General features: G+C 56.9%; 19 protein-coding genes. 10 read left to right on the plus strand and 9 right to left on the minus strand.

The features are described 5' to 3' along the window. The first annotated feature begins 239 nt into the window (after positions 1-239). From PYRFU_RS09310 to PYRFU_RS09325, 4 genes are all read left to right on the plus strand, one after another. Positions 240-1,406 (plus strand): DUF763 domain-containing protein, encoded by a 1,167-nt coding sequence (locus PYRFU_RS09310; RefSeq protein ID WP_014027425.1) that lies wholly within the window; start codon positions 240-242, stop codon positions 1,404-1,406. 117 nt (positions 1,407-1,523) lie between these two features. Next, positions 1,524-2,360: a class II glutamine amidotransferase gene (locus PYRFU_RS09315; RefSeq protein ID WP_014027426.1), complete on the plus strand. Its 837-nt coding sequence runs from the start codon at positions 1,524-1,526 to the stop codon at positions 2,358-2,360. A gap of 68 nt (positions 2,361-2,428) precedes the next feature. Beyond that, on the plus strand, positions 2,429-3,349 hold the full coding sequence (locus PYRFU_RS09320; protein ID WP_014027427.1) for an ABC transporter ATP-binding protein: 921 nt from the start codon (positions 2,429-2,431) through the stop codon (positions 3,347-3,349). Between the two features lie 2 nt (positions 3,350-3,351). Beyond that, complete coding sequence (locus PYRFU_RS09325) at positions 3,352-4,305, plus strand: ABC transporter permease (RefSeq protein ID WP_014027428.1); 954 nt, start codon at positions 3,352-3,354, stop codon at positions 4,303-4,305. 118 nt (positions 4,306-4,423) lie between these two features. On the opposite strand, the gene PYRFU_RS09330 is transcribed toward PYRFU_RS09325, so the two are convergent. After that, entirely contained in the window at positions 4,424-6,037 is a 1,614-nt protein-coding gene (locus PYRFU_RS09330) for an amino acid permease (RefSeq protein WP_014027429.1), read from the minus strand. Positions 6,038-6,261: 224 nt separating this feature from the next. On the opposite strand from PYRFU_RS09330, the gene PYRFU_RS09335 reads away from it, so the two are divergent. The 4 genes from PYRFU_RS09335 (at position 6,262) to PYRFU_RS09350 (ending at position 9,196) form a co-directional block, all read left to right on the plus strand. Further along, entirely contained in the window at positions 6,262-7,278 is a 1,017-nt protein-coding gene (locus tag PYRFU_RS09335; RefSeq protein ID WP_048192049.1) for an isocitrate/isopropylmalate dehydrogenase family protein, read from the plus strand. Positions 7,279-7,409: 131 nt separating this feature from the next. Further along, positions 7,410-7,892, plus strand: a complete 483-nt coding sequence (locus PYRFU_RS09340) for a translation initiation factor IF-2 subunit beta (RefSeq protein ID WP_014027431.1) — start codon at positions 7,410-7,412, stop codon at positions 7,890-7,892. Between the two features lie 87 nt (positions 7,893-7,979). Further along, positions 7,980-8,351: a hypothetical protein gene (locus tag PYRFU_RS09345; protein WP_014027432.1), complete on the plus strand. Its 372-nt coding sequence runs from the start codon at positions 7,980-7,982 to the stop codon at positions 8,349-8,351. 95 nt (positions 8,352-8,446) lie between these two features. Beyond that, positions 8,447-9,196, plus strand: coding sequence for a DNA polymerase sliding clamp (locus PYRFU_RS09350; RefSeq protein WP_167828020.1), 750 nt, complete (start codon positions 8,447-8,449; stop codon positions 9,194-9,196). A gap of 100 nt (positions 9,197-9,296) precedes the next feature. Here the strand turns inward: PYRFU_RS09350 and nadA are convergent, their stop codons facing one another. From nadA to PYRFU_RS09365, 3 genes are all read right to left on the minus strand, one after another. Continuing rightward, positions 9,297-10,244: a quinolinate synthase NadA gene (nadA, locus tag PYRFU_RS09355; RefSeq protein WP_048192813.1), complete on the minus strand. Its 948-nt coding sequence runs from the start codon at positions 10,242-10,244 to the stop codon at positions 9,297-9,299. A 266-nt stretch (positions 10,245-10,510) separates the two neighbouring features. Further along, complete coding sequence (locus tag PYRFU_RS09360) at positions 10,511-10,990, minus strand: hypothetical protein (RefSeq protein ID WP_014027435.1); 480 nt, start codon at positions 10,988-10,990, stop codon at positions 10,511-10,513. Between the two features lie 280 nt (positions 10,991-11,270). Beyond that, on the minus strand, positions 11,271-11,498 hold the full coding sequence (locus tag PYRFU_RS09365; RefSeq protein WP_014027436.1) for a hypothetical protein: 228 nt from the start codon (positions 11,496-11,498) through the stop codon (positions 11,271-11,273). A 74-nt stretch (positions 11,499-11,572) separates the two neighbouring features. Between PYRFU_RS09365 and PYRFU_RS09370 the strand changes: the two genes are divergently transcribed. Further along, complete coding sequence (locus PYRFU_RS09370) at positions 11,573-11,920, plus strand: hypothetical protein (protein WP_014027437.1); 348 nt, start codon at positions 11,573-11,575, stop codon at positions 11,918-11,920. After that, positions 11,917-12,108 (plus strand): hypothetical protein, encoded by a 192-nt coding sequence (locus PYRFU_RS09375; RefSeq protein ID WP_014027438.1) that lies wholly within the window; start codon positions 11,917-11,919, stop codon positions 12,106-12,108. Before PYRFU_RS09370 ends, PYRFU_RS09375 begins: the two co-directional genes overlap by 4 nt. A gap of 18 nt (positions 12,109-12,126) precedes the next feature. Here PYRFU_RS09375 and PYRFU_RS09380 read toward each other — a convergent pair whose 3' ends face one another. The 5 genes from PYRFU_RS09380 to PYRFU_RS09395 all read right to left on the minus strand — a co-directional run bounded on the left by PYRFU_RS09380 (position 12,127) and on the right by PYRFU_RS09395 (position 15,569). Then, entirely contained in the window at positions 12,127-12,342 is a 216-nt protein-coding gene (locus PYRFU_RS09380; RefSeq protein ID WP_014027439.1) for a hypothetical protein, read from the minus strand. Beyond that, positions 12,339-12,521, minus strand: a complete 183-nt coding sequence (locus tag PYRFU_RS10595) for a hypothetical protein (protein WP_167827928.1) — start codon at positions 12,519-12,521, stop codon at positions 12,339-12,341. The genes PYRFU_RS09380 and PYRFU_RS10595 overlap by 4 nt, the downstream gene beginning before the upstream one ends. Positions 12,522-12,715: 194 nt before the next feature. Then, positions 12,716-13,561: a Rossmann-like domain-containing protein gene (locus PYRFU_RS09385; RefSeq protein WP_014027441.1), complete on the minus strand. Its 846-nt coding sequence runs from the start codon at positions 13,559-13,561 to the stop codon at positions 12,716-12,718. Further along, the gene (locus tag PYRFU_RS09390; protein ID WP_014027442.1) at positions 13,506-14,378 is read right to left on the minus strand and encodes a mechanosensitive ion channel family protein; all 873 of its coding nucleotides are present in this window, start codon (positions 14,376-14,378) and stop codon (positions 13,506-13,508) included. The genes PYRFU_RS09385 and PYRFU_RS09390 overlap by 56 nt, the downstream gene beginning before the upstream one ends. A gap of 3 nt (positions 14,379-14,381) precedes the next feature. Next, positions 14,382-15,569 carry a M16 family metallopeptidase gene (locus PYRFU_RS09395; RefSeq protein ID WP_014027443.1) on the minus strand — a complete coding sequence of 396 codons (1,188 nt, stop codon included), beginning with the start codon at positions 15,567-15,569 and terminating at the stop codon, positions 14,382-14,384. Positions 15,570-15,579 lie beyond the last annotated feature (10 nt).

Consider the following 15,579-nt stretch of genomic DNA (forward strand, 5'->3'; position numbering starts at 1 on the left):
CATCAATCGCCCCATCGGGGTGTATCCTCACAGCCCAGTGAGGGCATTCCTCCCCACAGCCCCCGATAACGGTGCGCATCTAGAAGTTATACACTCGTTGTTCTCGATTATCGCCCAGTTACCGGGGGCTGTGGGGAGGCTCTGCCTGGATGAGGGCTCCCCTCGAGCCCCGTGATTGGTGCGAATCCCTCCGAGCCCCCTATACCCTCCGGGAGCCTCTAGAGTATGGCTAGGGGCTGATGGTGACCGGCTACTGGGGTGTAGCAGAGCTACCGCTTCACGATGGTCACGTGCCGCGCTGGATGGCCGAGCGGATGAAGAGGTTGTTGAGAGCCATTGTAGCCTTTATAGTGGAGGATAGGGGGCCGGGTTGGCTTGTCGAGAGGCTTGCTGATCCTCTCTGGTTCCAGGCGCTTAACAACGTGATAGGGATGGACTGGGATAGTTCGGGCTCTACGACGGTGCTAACGGGGCTGTTGAGACAGGTGACGGAGACTGGAGAGTTTGGCTTGATGGTTGCTGGTGGTAAGGGTAGGAGGGCTCTAGAGACTCCAAGCGACCTCGAGGTTATCGGGGAGAAGCTTGGGCTTAGTAGCTCCAGGGTCGAGTATCTGAAGAGGGTTTCCAGGTTAGCCGCTGCCGCGGACTCTAGCCTGTTGCAGGATGGTTTCCAGCTCTACCACCACACCGTTATCGTTGCGGAAGATGGCTCATGGACTATAGTTCAGCAGGGTATGAGCCTTGAGGAGCGTGTAGCTAGACGTTACCACGTATCGCACCGGGTTGTGCACGAGGGCGTTGAGACTCTGGAGCCTCACACGGGTGTGGTCTCGAGGCTCCGGAGGAGCGCAGTGCTAGACCTAACGTCGCGCGCCAGCCTTGAGGCGCGTCGGGTTATCGTGGATGTTGCTAGGGAGAAGCCGGAGAGGGTGCTGCGCCTCCTCCGAGAGGCTATAGCGGTGGCTAGGGGTGTCGTGCCCCTCACGAGCTTCTCTGGCGGCAAGCGTCCGTCCCAAACAGTCATCCGCTATTATCGTCCGTTGAAACCCCCGGATCCTAGACGCATCGAGCCCGTGCTACGCCGGGTTTACGAGCTACAACCGGATACCATTGAGGCGCTCGTGTCTATACGTGGCGTTGGCCCGGCCACTATACGCGCGTTAGCGCTCATCGCCGAGCTCGTCTATGGTTCCGAAGCTAGCCACGAGGATCCAGCCGTAACCGACCCGCTTCGCTACGCTTTCGCCGTGGGCGGTAAGGATGGGTACCCCTACCCCTTTGACGCCAAGACAGCCGAAGAGGCTGCAGCGGTTCTCGAGGAGGCTGTTGCTAAGGCGCGTATAGGTGACCGTGAGAAGCTCGAGGCGATAAGGAAGCTAAGGAGGCTGCTACGGCCCCCGGTCTAGACCCCCACCCTTCTCTTCACCCGTCGAGCGCCGTCCATTTCGTCAACCCGGGGGCTTCCCACCAGGTTTAACACTAGGCTGGGGGTTTGTGCATCCATACTGGCTGGTGGATACTGTATGTGTAGGATGCTAGCCTTCTGGGCGAGGAGAGAGAATAGTGAGCTGCTAGAGCCTCTACTCAAGGCATTTGTAGACGCTTGTGGTAACGATGAGTTTCTCGCGAGGGTGTCTGGGGGAGAGGTTAGATGCCATTGCGACGGGTGGGGGTATGCAGCGGTCTTCGCGAGTGATGGGGGCACACAAGTTGTTCACGAGAAGTTCTACGCGCCTAGCCGCGAGGAGCACTTAGGTAGCCTGGCACAGGCCACGAGGAGAATCATTAGCTTAGCCCGTGATAGTAGAGAGGTTGCCCTCGTACTGCATTGCAGGAAGGCTGGTAGAACCGAACCCGTAGGTATATCCCATGCCCACCCCTACCGCGAGGAGATCACATACTATGATATCTTCTTCGCGCATAATGGCAGCTTCCGCAAGGATGACATAGCCTTGATACTCGGGCTACCCTCGCAGCTGTACACCGACTCGGCACTGGGAGCTAAACTGTACGCCAGGCTCCTAGAGTCTGGCGGAGAGGCCCTTGACGCGCTCCGTAGGCTCGCTTTCTATACACGCACAGCATTCAACACCGTAGCCCTCCTCGTGGAGAGGACCAGCGGCCAGACCACGATAACATACTCGGCGCTCACCTGCGCCGACGACCCCGCCAGGCTAGACTACTACGAGGCGTACATCTCCGCCAACCGCGACTACTTCATCTACGCATCGTCCACCGTCGCACAGCACCCAGAGGCTCAGGTTGTAGAGTGGAGTAGGGTTAGGGGCAGAGCCGGGCGCATAGGCTTCTATGAGAGAGGGCTCCATATCACTCAGGTAGTGCGCTGCCCGCCCATCTAAGCCTGGGTTATCCACTTTTATCGCGCTATGTTTTGTGAAACGCCCGTAAGGGCGGGGGTTCTCCCTAATTGCCACTAGTTGTACGCAATCTCCACAAGAGGTATGGACGCGTTACTGCAGTGCAGGGTGTTAGCTTCGAGCTGCGCGAGGGTAGTGTGCTTGGCCTCGTGGGGCCGAATGGAGCAGGAAAAACAACGACGATCAAGAGTATACTTGGGTTTGTGAGGCCCCAGGCTGGCGAGATTCTCGTCGATGGTCTTCCAGCGTGGAGTAGGGAGGCTAGGAGAAAGCTTGGTTATGTCCCGGAGTTGCCCGAGGCACCCCTGTGGCTTACCCCGCGCAGGCTCCTTGAGCTGCTAGCGGAGATGGAGGGGTTGCCGCGCACAGAGGCTAGGAGGGAGGCTGAGAGGGCGCTGGAGGAGCTGGGGCTCGTCGACCACGCGGATAAGAGGCTTGGGGCGTTGAGCAAGGGTCTGAGAAAGAGGGTTCTCATAGCACAGTCGCTCCTCAACATCGAGGCTAAGAGGTACATATTGATGGACGAGCCTATGTCGGGCTTGGATCCCGAGTGGGTATCGCGGCTTAGGGGCCTCATCCGGAGGCTTAGAGAGCAGGGCGTTGGCATCCTGGTCAGCAGCCATCTTCTTCGTGAGCTTGAGGGACTTGCCGACGAGGTTGTGATCATCTCGAGAGGTAGGGTCGTCTATAAGGGCGGATTAGAGGAGCTCGCGGCAAGGATGAAGGTAGGTGGTGTTGTTGAGGCTCGTGTTAGCGACGCTAGGCGTGTTGCCGAGGTTCTACGCTCCTCTGGTCTCGTTGAGAGGGTTGAGGTTGAGGGTGATGTTGTGAGAGCATGGGTTGCGCGTGACGCCGACACTAGTAGCGTCGTGAAGCTAATCTACGATGCGGGCGTCAACGTCTTATCTGTTGAGGCAAAGCGCGTTAGCCTCGAGGATGCTTATAGAAGGCTGGTTTCGGAGGCCCGATAGCCATGAGGGGGTTAACGCTACGCGGGTTGAAGAGCGTCGCAAAGTACGAGATAGCTAGGGAGTTGAGGAAGAGGAGCATCTATGTGCTTGTAGTGCTAGCCTTCTTGCCGATACCAGTGACGCTACTAGTGAAGAGCATGATTGGCCAAGAGATGCTAGAGACGGTCAAGAAGATTGCTCCGATACTCGGACTCGACCTTAGCCGCTTCTGGGCTGTCATGATGGGGTTTGAGAATCCACCTCCACAGCTTGCCCAGATCATGGCATTGCTGCACGTCGCTAGCCTGGCGGGCATGGCTTGGCTCATCGCGATACTATACGGGGGCGACCTCTTTGCATCCGATATCAGAGACAAGGCTATACATCTTCTACTCGTGAGGCCCATTACGCGCCTAGAGTACGTCGTAGCCAAGTTTGCTGTTGTGACGGGGCTACTCCTACTATTGTTCGAGGTGGCGGGGCTCGTGCTCTACACGTGCGCCTGGATACTGTTCGGAGAGCAAACGGGTCTCCATGAGGTCATAGGGTTCTCGGCGCTACTAGCCATTAGCATACTCCCTCTGCTACTCACATCCGCCGCCATAGGCGCCGCAACACGCAACCCGCTACTCGGCATGCTGCTAGGCTTCGCAGTCTACTTCGCCTCGGGTATCATAGCAACAATCGCGGCATTAGCAATGGTGCCCGACGCACTCGCGACACCAGAGGGTCTCGCAAAGCTACAGGAGGTTGCATACTCCATTAACGCCGCTAACCCTTACGGCGCAGGCTCGATACTGGGCCAGGCACTGTACGCTATGATGCACCACGAGGGTAAGATACCTCTTGCGCTACCCGGCTTAACAGTAGAGATTGCTGCTGAGCCGCTAGCCGCCACAGCCTCGGTGACACTCATCATCTCGACTATCGCGTTCATAGTGTTAAACTGGGCTCTCGTAACACTAAGAGACCTCTAGGAGAAAGCATAACATAATATTGCATTTTTAAACTCGATATCTCAGCCTCTCACGCCCTGTAAAGGCCCTACACGCTGTCCACGGGCATCAGCATGGTAAACTCGAGAAGCGCGAGACTTCAACGTAGCCTCCTGTACCTCCTGGCTTTCTCTAACCACTTCTTCTCCTCCGTCGGAGTCGCATAGTGCAGGTGGAGTGGGTGACGTGGAGGTAGCCCCGCCTCCTTCGCTACCACCTCCTGCATCTCCATCCTCTCGCGTCCTCGTGGCGGTCTCTCGGTGACAACCAACACATCTACATCATGCGCCTGGTGGAGCTCCCCTCTAGCGACGCTACCGACCAGGTATACTCGCGCGTCGGGGTGGCGTGCTACTATCCTCTCGACGACGCGCGGCAGCCACCTATCAACCTCCATGACGAGTTTCTCGCGCTGCATCAGCTCCTCGTCTATGTACTCTTTCAGCTTCTCGCCTGTCCTCACCAGACCCTCCATTATCGCGGTGTATAGGAAGACTACTACCGCGCCCACAATATACTCTGGGTGCGGCAAGCTGTTCGCGACGAGGATTATCGCTGAGGCTGTGCATACAGCTACGCCCAGGAGGGCTAGTACAGGGTTGGCGCGTGTGTATCTCCTGAGCCTATAGTTCGCCAGGTTGACAGCAGCGTATATGGTAAGGAATCCTAGGCTCCCTGCGATGCCGATAGCCTCCAGGGGGAGTGCAGCGACAGCAACAGCTGATGCTAGGCTTATGATAACCAGGCCCTCTGTCGCGCGCCCCCATACCCTCCTCCCGACTATTCTCGGTAGCTGGCCTAGCTTCGCGACAACGTAGCTGATGCGGGCTGTCCCGTATAGTGTCGCGTTTATAGCGCTGCTCGTCGAGACGAGTGCTGCTAGGCCTATCAATACGAAGCCTATCTCGCCGAGAACGGGCTTGGCGGCAACCGCTAGAGCGTAGTCGCGGTACAGCTGGACTTCTTCTGGCGTTAGGTTCTCGGCTGCAGCGGCCGCCGTCAACATGTAGACCATCATCACGAAGATTACGGAGGCGTAGAGGGCTCTTGGTATCGTCCGCTCAGGCTCATAGACGTCCTTGGATGCATTGGCTATGAGCTCGAAGCCCTCGTAAGCCAGGAAGATGACAAGCCCTCCTACGAGCACGTTCAGAAGCGGAGGCCAGTTGACCGGCGAGAGTCTCTCGGGATTTCCCATTATGAGGCCTATGCCGGAGAATAAGAGCAAGACACCAACCTTGAAGAGTACGAGTACATCCTCGACCTTGCCCACCACGTAGGCGCCAAGGGCGTTTAGGAGGGTGAAGAAGGCTATGATTATCCATGCGAACCCTGTGCGTGTCCACCAGTTCTCACCGCCAAGAAAGAGGCCAGACGCGTAGCTCCCGAAGGCATAGGCGTAGAGAGCAAGCATTATCACGTAGCTTGCGAGGAGAAGGATGTTTAGCCAGCCGGAGATGAAGCTCCTCCCAAAGGCCCTCACTATGAACTCTACCGTGCCGCCTTCGCTGGGGTAACGCACAGAGAGCTTAGCATAACTGTATGCCGTGATGAGCGCAACCAACCCGGCGAAGAGGAAGGCTAGAGGTGCTGCACCCCTCGCAAGCTCCAGGGTTAAACCCAGGACCGCGAATATACCACCGCCTATCATCCCCCCAACGCCTATCGAGAAAGCCTCTATGAACCCGATCTTCTTCTCGCTCAGTGCCCGCAAGCCTCCCCTCCCGCAGACCCGTAGAGAGGCCAGGCCGCGCTCCACGAATACATGTTGCAGGCTAGCCCGTCTTGTCGGGTAGAAGAGAGGTTCAAGCTCATGATGTACGCGGGTTATGACGCGTTGGTTCCCGTGTAAGCTCGTATTTTGATTGCTCGTTATTATCCTGGTGTCTGGGGAAGAGTGTAAGGGTGGGCTGGGCCGCCGCGATTCGGGAGATTAGCGTGACAGTTGTACGCTTCTGTCTCATCGAGGGTGACGGGATAGGCCCGGAGGTCTCTAGGGCTACGCTTCGCGTTCTTGAAGCCGTCTCGAAGAGGTTTGGTATTGGTTTTGAGCCTGTTCTGTGCGAGGCTGGCGACGAGGCCGCCAAGAGGAGGGGCTCGCCTCTCCCTGAGGAGACTCTCCGCAAGGCCAAGGAGATTGGTATCGTGTTGAAGGGCCCGGTTGGGGAGACCGCGGGGGAAGTCGTAACGGTGCTCCGTAGGGAGCTTGGGACGTACGCTGCTATCCGGCCGGCTAAGACTCTGCCTGGTGTCTCGCCCCGCTGTGGCAAGCCGCTTGACGTGGTAATAGTGAGAGAGCTTCTGGAGGGCGTGTATGTCCAGACCGAGTATGTTGATGTTGTCTCGAATAGCTTCGCGGTTGCGCTCCGTGTAGCCTCGGCGCGTGAGACCGAGAGAGTCGCGAGGCTAGCGGCTAGGATAGCCAGGGGGCGTAGAGGGATAGTCTCTATCATACACAAGGCTAACGTGCTTCACGGTACGTGTGGCCTCTTCCGCGATGTAGCGAAGAGGGTGCTAGAAGAGGAGGGGGTGGTCGTCGAGGAGTATTATGTGGATGCTGCGGCTGCACTCCTGGTGAGAACCCCAGAGCGCTTTGACGTGATGCTAACGCCAAACCTCTTCGGCGACATACTCAGCGACTTGGCCGCAGAGCTTGCTGGCAGCCTTGGCCTCTCGCCATCAGCCAACGTCGGCGACAAGACCGGCATATTCGAGCCGGTGCACGGCGCGGCATTCGACATAGCCGGGATGGGCATCGCGAATCCAACAGCAATGATGCTAGCAGCCGCCATGATGCTAGACTGGCTGGGTTACCGCGACGCGGCTCGCGCTATCGAGAAGGCGATAGAGGATGCTCTAGCCTCCGGCGCGCGTACACCAGACCTTGGAGGCAACTTGAAGACCATGGAGTTTGCAGAGGAGGTTGCAAAGAGGATAGAAGCTGGTAACGCCTAACGACCGCGTAGGGCGTGCGCGTCTTTTTCACTGATACGTCAAGGGGCCTTTTGCGAGGAGACGGGCTCAGATAGCGCCTTGCGCCTTTCTGTGACAGCTGTTGTGCCACGTTGTATATTAGGTATTGGCGGTTGTCGTGTGTTAGGGTGAGGTTCTTGGAGGCTACGCAGACGACTGCACGCGTTAAGAACGTCAAGTTGCTCTACGACTATGACTATCTCTTGAAGAGGTTGTACGAGAGGTTGCCCACTAAGGGTGCTAAGGCGACTAGGTTCGAGGTGCCAAGGCTTGCCGTTGTGAGGGTGGGCGGCAAGACGATCATACGTAACTTCCGTGAGATTTGTGACGCGTTGAGGAGAGAGCCTAGGCTTGTAATGAGGTACTTGCTCCGCGAGCTTGCCACCAGCGGTACGTATGACGACGAGAGTGGCGCGCTGACGCTGAACATACGCGTACAATCACAGACGCTCAACGCGCTCATGGATAGGTTTGTGAAGACCTATGTCATATGCCCGACTTGCGGCGCTCCAGACACTAGGCTCGAGAAGCGCGGGAGAACATGGGTGCTCATATGCGAGGCGTGTGGCGCTGAGCAGCCAGTGCCGACCTTCTAAAACGCCGTTTTTAACGCTCATAGGGCTACCACGGCACCACCGGTTATAGCCTAGGGCTATGAGCGTGTCTCACGGTGTGAGGTTCTCGTGGTTATCTACTGGGAGCGTTGCAGTGTATGCGTGAGGCACCTGCCTACCAAGACTTGCTGGCTGCACCCAGAGCTTAACGTGTGTGCACAGTGTTGTGTCATGTGCCCGGAGAGGAGCATATGCCCTAACCCGGTGTGGTACGCCGAGCTAGGCGAGGCGCCAAGCCTGCAAGAGGAGAGAGCCGCCACGCCTATCAGCGTGGGAGCCGAGCATGTTGAGGTCAAGCAGCCTGCTGCCCCGGCATCTATAGCAACAGCCGCGGGAGGAGAGAGCGCAGCAACCGCTGCAACGCCCACCAGGAAGAGGCTCAGTGACGAGAAGAGGAAGAAGCTAGAAGAGCTCTTGAAGAAGCTTAGCGAGAAGGGATGAGAACCACGCGTATAACTACATGCCTCTCGACCCCTAAGGGTGAAGAGGGTAGTATAGCCTAGTGCTTGTAGTGAGGGTGTAGTGTTTTGGTTAGGATGGTCTACCCTGCTGCCACGAAGTTCAAGTACATAATGCAGACGATAGCAAAGGTGCTCGACCAGGTACCCTTCATGGCTGACCCAGAGGAGGGGCTCGTAGTCAAGGCTCTTAGCGCCGACAAGACAACAATGGTGGTGATGAAGATCCCCCTGGGCGCCTTTGAAGAGTTCGACGCGCCTGAAAAGAAGGGTTTCATAGTACCAGCCGACGAGCTTAACAAGGTGGCGAAGAGAGGCACGAGGAACGATATAGTCGAGATTGTCGTCGAGGAGGACCAGAGGCGTCTACGCGTAAACTTCATTGACAAGAAGACTGGCGTACGCAGGACCTTCTATGTGCCGCTGATCGAGGGTGTTGTCGAGGAGCTTACAGAGCCTCAGGTGGAGCTCACGGTAACCGCCCAGATGAGCGCAGATGACTTCAAGCATATTGTTAGAGATGCGAAGATTGTAAGCGACGAGGTCGAGTTTGTTGCTGAGCAGGACCGCTTGATAGCGAGGACGGTAACGCCGCAAAAAGAGTATTACAACATAATGGAGGTTGGGAGGCCGCTCATAACCTACGAGGTGCGTACCAACCCGCCTGTAGTCTCCAAGTACGCTGTGGACTTGCTACAGTCGAGCCTAAAGGCCACACAGGCAGCCTCAACGGCCACCATAGAGTTTGGTGAGGCACTGCCAATGCGGATAACGTTTGACCTCCCCGGCGGAGGCACCCTAGTGTACTGGATATCCCCGAGGATGTGAAACTCGGTGCCATGCTTTTTCTCGTCCTCACGGCTCATCGTTAGGGACACAGTAGAGCTGGGTGGCGCCCGGGAAGCGCGTAGTTTGACCCCACGGAGTCCTAGCTGCGTGTGACTATCCGCACACTCTCCTCTATCACTTCGCGCGCTCTTCTAGCCACGTTTGGGTCTACACGCACCTTTGGCTCCATCTTCTCCAGCGCATCCGCTATCGCTTGCAGCGTTATCTTCTTCATGTCTATACAGACCGCTATTGGGTTAAGGGGCTCTACGCGCACACCTGGGTTTAGCCTCCTCGCGCGGTAGACCAGACCCTCCTCTGTGCCGAGAAGGACGACACTCCTATCCCGGAATTTCGCAACCGCCCTTATCATCTGGCTCGTGCTGCCAACAAAGTCGGCCATTCTCCTCGACTCTCTCGGCGCCTCCGGGTGGACCAGTATCGCCGCCCGGTCGCCCCACTTCTCCCTAGCCTTGCGCACATAGTATGGCGAGATGAGAAACTCGTGTACTGGGCAATGTCCGCGCGTCGGCACCGGCACCGTCTTCACACCGGTAACCTCCTCTACATACTCGGCAAGGTTCCTATCGGGACCGAACACTATCTTCTCTACACCCTCCCGGGCTAGTATCGATGCAAGCTTAGCCGCCGATGCGCTGGTAACCACGTAGTCGGCTTCAGCCTTAGCCCACAACGGCGAGTTAACATAGACGAGGAATGGTGCCCCCGGATGCTCCTCACGAGCCCTAGCAACATCCTCCCGCGCCAGGCTATCAGCTAGAGGGCAGCCAGCTTCGGGCACCGGGTGCAACACTACACGATCCGGGTTAAGGGCAGCCGCCATCTCAGCCATAAACCTCACACCAGCGAACACTATCACGTCGGCATCGGTCTCCATCGCCGCCCTTGCAAGCTCCAGACTATCACCGACCAAGTCAGCCACATCCTGGACCTCCGGAAGCTGATAATTGTGCGCGAGTATCACAGCCCTACGCTTCTCTTTCAACCTCGCTATCTTCTCGCGCAGCTCCTCAATGAACCCAGACATGACACACCCAGACCAGACAAACTCCGCACAACGATACCATGCTACAAGCGTAACTCTAGACCAGCAAGCCCATGGACCACACCAGCTTTTGACACCACCCCCAACACCAAGCAAGAGAGGAGAGTGCTGCCAACCAGCTATCCACCTGCCAGTTCAGCAGAATCACCCGACAATACAAGACTCTCGGTTCGGCTCAACCTCATCACTCTAGACTCGAAATGGTCTAAAGGCGAGGATTGAGGGGTGGAAGTTGAGGTAGAAAAGCTTCAGGAGGGGAAAGGCACGTAAACAACGCTTGGAGGATGTCCTATCTCATCATGTATTATTTTGCCGCCTAGATAGGTTATGTCTGGTGCTATCATCACCACTCTTTTACGAACCGGGTTTTTGACATAATTCTTGATCAGAACTTTAAGCGCTTGATACGTCTCTTCGCGGGAAAGCAGCAAGGTTATATGTGGAATAAAGACGAGCACCAAGCCTTCAGGGTACACGTACTCGACAGCCTTAATCCTCTCTAAAATCCTGACAATAGTGATGTCATCCAAGCGTTTCATGATCATTGATGGTATAGAGGGGTCTAACTCGCCATTATAGTCTATGTCTTCCAGCTCCGAATCCAAGAGATGTACGTACGTCATGACTAGATTCAACAAGTCCATTCCCATTTCGGCAATATCGAGGTTGATTAGAGGAACACCATACAACTTACTAATCTCCTTCATATCCTCCTTCACTGCGTGCACAAGAGCCTCATATATCGAGCTTCTAGAGACTTTCTTAATGGCTTTTCTATACGCGGAAAGATGATGTTTATACCGCTTATACCTTCACCTCCAGTCCTTCTATTAGCTTCTAGCGTGTCTACTAACCAGAGTTTTAGGTTCTTAACCTCCTCCATGCAGGGGCACCATGTAATGTATCTGCAACAATACTTTGTAAATCTTATGTGTAGTAGGTGCTACATTGTATCACCATTTCGAGCTCATCGAAGGGGGTTTGCCTTCAAGCATAGAGCGCCTGCTTTTAACTGTGGTTATGCTTGTCTCTTCTGTTCTCGGCACTCTCGTAGACTGGTTCGAGTATGATCCTCCCTGTCTCCTCGTCGAGGTGCACCCGGTACGCGACTATCCTCAGCTTCTCTACAAGGTAGAGGGGGACGCGTACCTTCACGTAGCTCTCCCTGTACCTCCTGCCCCTCACCGTCTTCGTGGTGAGCGTGAGCTTCACGACCCTCTCCCGGCGCTCGGGCAACGCGCCCTCCATTGTAGCGTACGCTAGACGCTTATTAAACGCTATTGTGGCATACGCTACACGGTGGCAGGGGCGTGGCCGGGGAGGAACGAGACAAGACACGGGTCTACCTCGAGCGCGTCAAGACCCTAGAGGAGAGGGCTAGGGTAGCCCTCGGCGCGGCGGCTGGGTTAGCTGGCGTGTTCTTCACCGCAGCGTCGCTTATCAGGAATCTCAGGCTTGTTATGGTTGCTGCAGCCGTATGGTCCGCGGCCACGCTCGTAACGGCATCCGCATATAGCTTCCTGGCTGCAGAGAGACTATGGGAGAGGCTAATGCGAGACCCTGCCAAGGCCTACCCGCTGCTAGTCGCCCTCTTCGGTGCAGGCCTAGTAGCGATAGGCCTGGCCGCCCTGATAGCCACGATCATGGGCTGGTGGTGAACGCTTCCCTGAGAGACCCGCAGAGCCCAAGATGGATCCTAGGCCTCATAGCGATAGTCGCGTGCTTCGGCGTAGCGGCGGTGGCGCTAGCCCTCCTAGGCCTATGGAAACGAAGATGTGGGCCCCAGCCTCGTAGGATATACGCATTCGCATTGATGTTGGACGTTGGCAGGGCGGGACACTCTTAGAGGCCGGTTGACGGACTCCTATCTACCATCCTCGTCTGGAGGCAACCTGCTCTCTAGGAGCGCCTTGCGTGTCTCCCTGTCAACCTCCTCGCCCGCGAGCTTCTCGAGGGTCTCGAGTGCCTCCCTGCCTCGGCCCCTCTCCTCGGCGCCCGTCGCGAGGTAGAGTAGCGCCGAGAGCCTCCTCCGGTGTAGGGTGTAGCCGCGCACCGTCTGCTCTACGCCTCCGATGCTCAACGCGGGCATCCGGTGTAATGGTTGACGTAGAGGAGGTTATACTCTCTGCAACGGGCGCGTACAAAGCTATCGACAGCAGCCACTGCCTCACAACCCAGCCTCATGAGAGCATGGTACAAGATAACGTGTAGCTCTGTCTCGATATAGGTCTTGAGGATCCTGGGCCAGCACGTTTGCACAGAGCATCTGGGTTTAAGGGGGCTGGTTTGGGTGTTATCCGGTAACGGCGGCGGTGTGGCGAGGAAGACCGGGCTGAGTTGCTGGTGCCTATCGTGCTGAGGCTGAGCTACGCGGACCGCCGCCATTAGCTGTTGGGTGTGATGATAAGGCCCCCCTATCGTGTTGAGCCGCGTTGGCTGTGAAGAGCCCGGAGTTAGCTGACCCCGGTACACTCAACCACCCACTTGACGAGGAGGTGTTTGAACCTCCTGTATCCGTAGCCCGCCTTCACCATGGCTACGAGCTTCTCTCTAGTCTCTCTTGGTGCGTGGCTGCCGGCTACGTGCGTGAAGCCAAGCTTAGCGCATATCCACGGGTGTATGCCTGCAGATGGCCCTAGGAGGACGCGTATTGCTGTCCCGGCTTCTCTAGCCGTGTTTGCTAGCTTCGCGGCTACGCCGGGATGTGCAAGCGCTGACCCTGATACTATCAGTGCGTCGAAGGCGCCCTCTTCTATGAGTGGTAGCGCGTATGTGTCGGGGAGGACTGGCGTCTCGCTGTTCTTGCAGCCCCACTTGCGGCTTGAGGGGTTACGATCGAAGGCTGTGACCTTGGCGCCGTGCTCTACCAGGCGACGGGCAAGCGGCTCTATGAAGCCTATGAGAGCCACGCTCATACCACTATGTATCCCGATTGCCTCTACCTCGTCACTCACCGGGTTAACCGGCGAGACACTAGCATCTATCCATGCAGTTGTCGCGGCTGCGACCATCCCCCAGGCCGCTGCCCTAGAGCCTAGCGTCGCCAGGGGGTCTGCGAGCACCCTCCAAGCGTAGCTCAACGCCCTCCCTTCTAGGTCGGCGGCTGGCCCCGGGTTCTCCCACGTATGCGTATAGTAGAGGCCTACGAACCCTCCCTCGGAGACAACCACACCATAGTGAAGACCATGGACAATCTCTTTGACTCTCAAGCTGCTCCAAGGGCGGAGGACTGTGTTGAAAGCCTCACGCACTATCTTCGCTTCCGGTGCGCTTTTCTCGAGAGACGATAACCTCTGCACGCTCTACGCCCCGCAGCCATACTACACGCTGCGGGAACGGGATCTCTATACCCTCACGGTCGAGAGCCTCCTTGATCAGCTTCAGTAGCTCGGCTTTAGCCTGGAACCAGTGGCTGGATGGCGCCCAGAACCTAACGTTGAGTATCACAGCGCTATCCCCGAGGTCCTCTACGAACACCATGGGCTCCGGCTCGGCGAGCACAAGCGGATGCTCCTCGAGCACCCTGCGTATCACCTCGATAGCCTTGTTTATGTCCGCACTGTAGGATATGCCCACACGGTACTCTACACGCCTAACGACATTACCAACATAGTTCCTTATCGTCGCCTCGAATACCTTGCTGTTCGGGAGCCTCGTGTGTATCCCATCCCATGTGCGTATCCTTGTCGAGAATATCGTGATGTCCGTTATCACTCCTCCTATACCGTCTATCTCGACCGCATCGCCCGGTTTGAACGGCTTGTCTATGTAGAGGAAGATGCCGGAGAGGAAGTTGGACACAACGGTTTGCGAGGCGAAGCCTAGCGCGACGCCCACAATGCTACCAGCGACGAGGAAGCCCGTGGCCTCCACACCTGCCACAGATAGGGCCGACACGGCGGCGAGCGCAACTATACCGTAGTATATGAGCTTCTCAACTATGTTAGCCACGTCCCTGGGCATAGCGCGTAGGAAGCTCCTCTCGGCAGCCTTCCTCGCGATAACAGCTATGACAAGACCGATGATGAAGACTAGTGCCGCTGCTACATACCTCGCCACTACCGGCAACAGGCTCGCAACTTGCTCTTCAACGCTGTATACGAGCGCGCCTAGCAACAGCTAGGCCCCCGGCCTTATCACTACAGAGGCTCTCGCCAACACCCGGGGTTTTAAGCGACGCCAGTCGAGAGCCAGGAGCCTCTCCCTCCTCTCCTCGAAGCTGAGAGGAGAACCCCTCATAGCCAGGTATACGCTCGTCAAGGCCCTCGTGTACATCGATATCTTGGATGGTCTTGTTATGAAGCGGAAGTACCTCTTCCTACCCTCGACATACTCCTCGTCCCCGTTATCCAACGCCTCTATACACCCCCATAGCTCGGAGAGGGCCTCGTCGACGCGGCTCGGCTCCACCCCCTCGAGTATAACGGCAAGGCTCTTCGTCCAAGGGGTCGCATCGTAGACCACGCCATAGCTGTAGACTAGCCCCTTCTCGCTACGAAGCTTCTCGAAGAGTATGCTAGTCGCACCCTCACCCAGCATGAACTTAGCTGCCGAGAGTACCTCGTCACTACCCTCTACCTCTAGACCGAGCGCGACATACGCGTGTTTCGCCTCGCTAGACTCCTCGGTTATATCCCGAGGCTCGCCGCGAGATGGGCTCCTAATGCTGCACGGTTCTTCCTCGAACATCTCGAGGAGCGCCTTGACGGCCTCCACGTGCTCGCGGCTGAAGCCCCCGGATAGAACGGCGACGAGCAGCCTACCCGTGAAGAAACACTCCTTGAACCACACGATATCACTTGGCTCGAGGGGCTCTACTGTCTCCCGGTAGCCGTGTATAGGGTCGCCCAGGTCGCTCCTACCATAGAGGGCTGTGAACACGAGGTCATAGATGCGTTCACGTGGGTTACTCTCGGCCTCGGCTATCTCCTGGAGCACCACACTCTTCTCCATCTCGAACTCCTTGGGGTCCACACGCTTACCGATCAACATCCACTTGACGATATCCAGTACCCTCGTGAAGCTCTCACGGAGCGATTCGAACACGAGTACTACGGCATCGCGGCTAGTGTAGGCGTTCGACTCTCCACCACTAAGCTCGAAGCCACGGTCAATATCTCGATACGTGTACCTCTCGTTGCTACGGAACAACATGTGTTCAGTGAGGTGCGCTAATCCCCTCTTGTCAGGCGGCTCCGTCGCCGACCCTACCCGGAACCCAACAGCCAACGCGATAGTCTCCTCGCCGGGAACCCTGTCAAGGTAGAGCACACCACCATTCCTGAGGTCAAGCCTCTCGAGCGGCAAAGCGAGTTCC

The sequence above is a fragment of the Pyrolobus fumarii 1A genome (genome assembly GCF_000223395.1).
GTDB classification, from domain to species: Archaea; Thermoproteota; Thermoprotei_A; order Sulfolobales; family Pyrodictiaceae; genus Pyrolobus; species Pyrolobus fumarii.

Excerpts from the sequence above, each read along its gene's own strand:
- PYRFU_RS09310 (WP_014027425.1), top strand. The coding sequence starts at position 240 with ATGGTGACCGGCTACTGGGGTGTAGCAGAGCTACCGCTTCACGATGGT.
- PYRFU_RS09315 (WP_014027426.1), top strand. The coding sequence starts at position 1,524 with ATGTGTAGGATGCTAGCCTTCTGGGCGAGGAGAGAGAATAGTGAGCTG.
- PYRFU_RS09325 (WP_014027428.1), top strand. The coding sequence starts at position 3,352 with ATGAGGGGGTTAACGCTACGCGGGTTGAAGAGCGTCGCAAAGTACGAG.
- PYRFU_RS09350 (WP_167828020.1), top strand. The coding sequence starts at position 8,447 with ATGGTCTACCCTGCTGCCACGAAGTTCAAGTACATAATGCAGACGATA.
- nadA (WP_048192813.1), bottom strand. The coding sequence starts at position 10,244 with ATGTCTGGGTTCATTGAGGAGCTGCGCGAGAAGATAGCGAGGTTGAAA.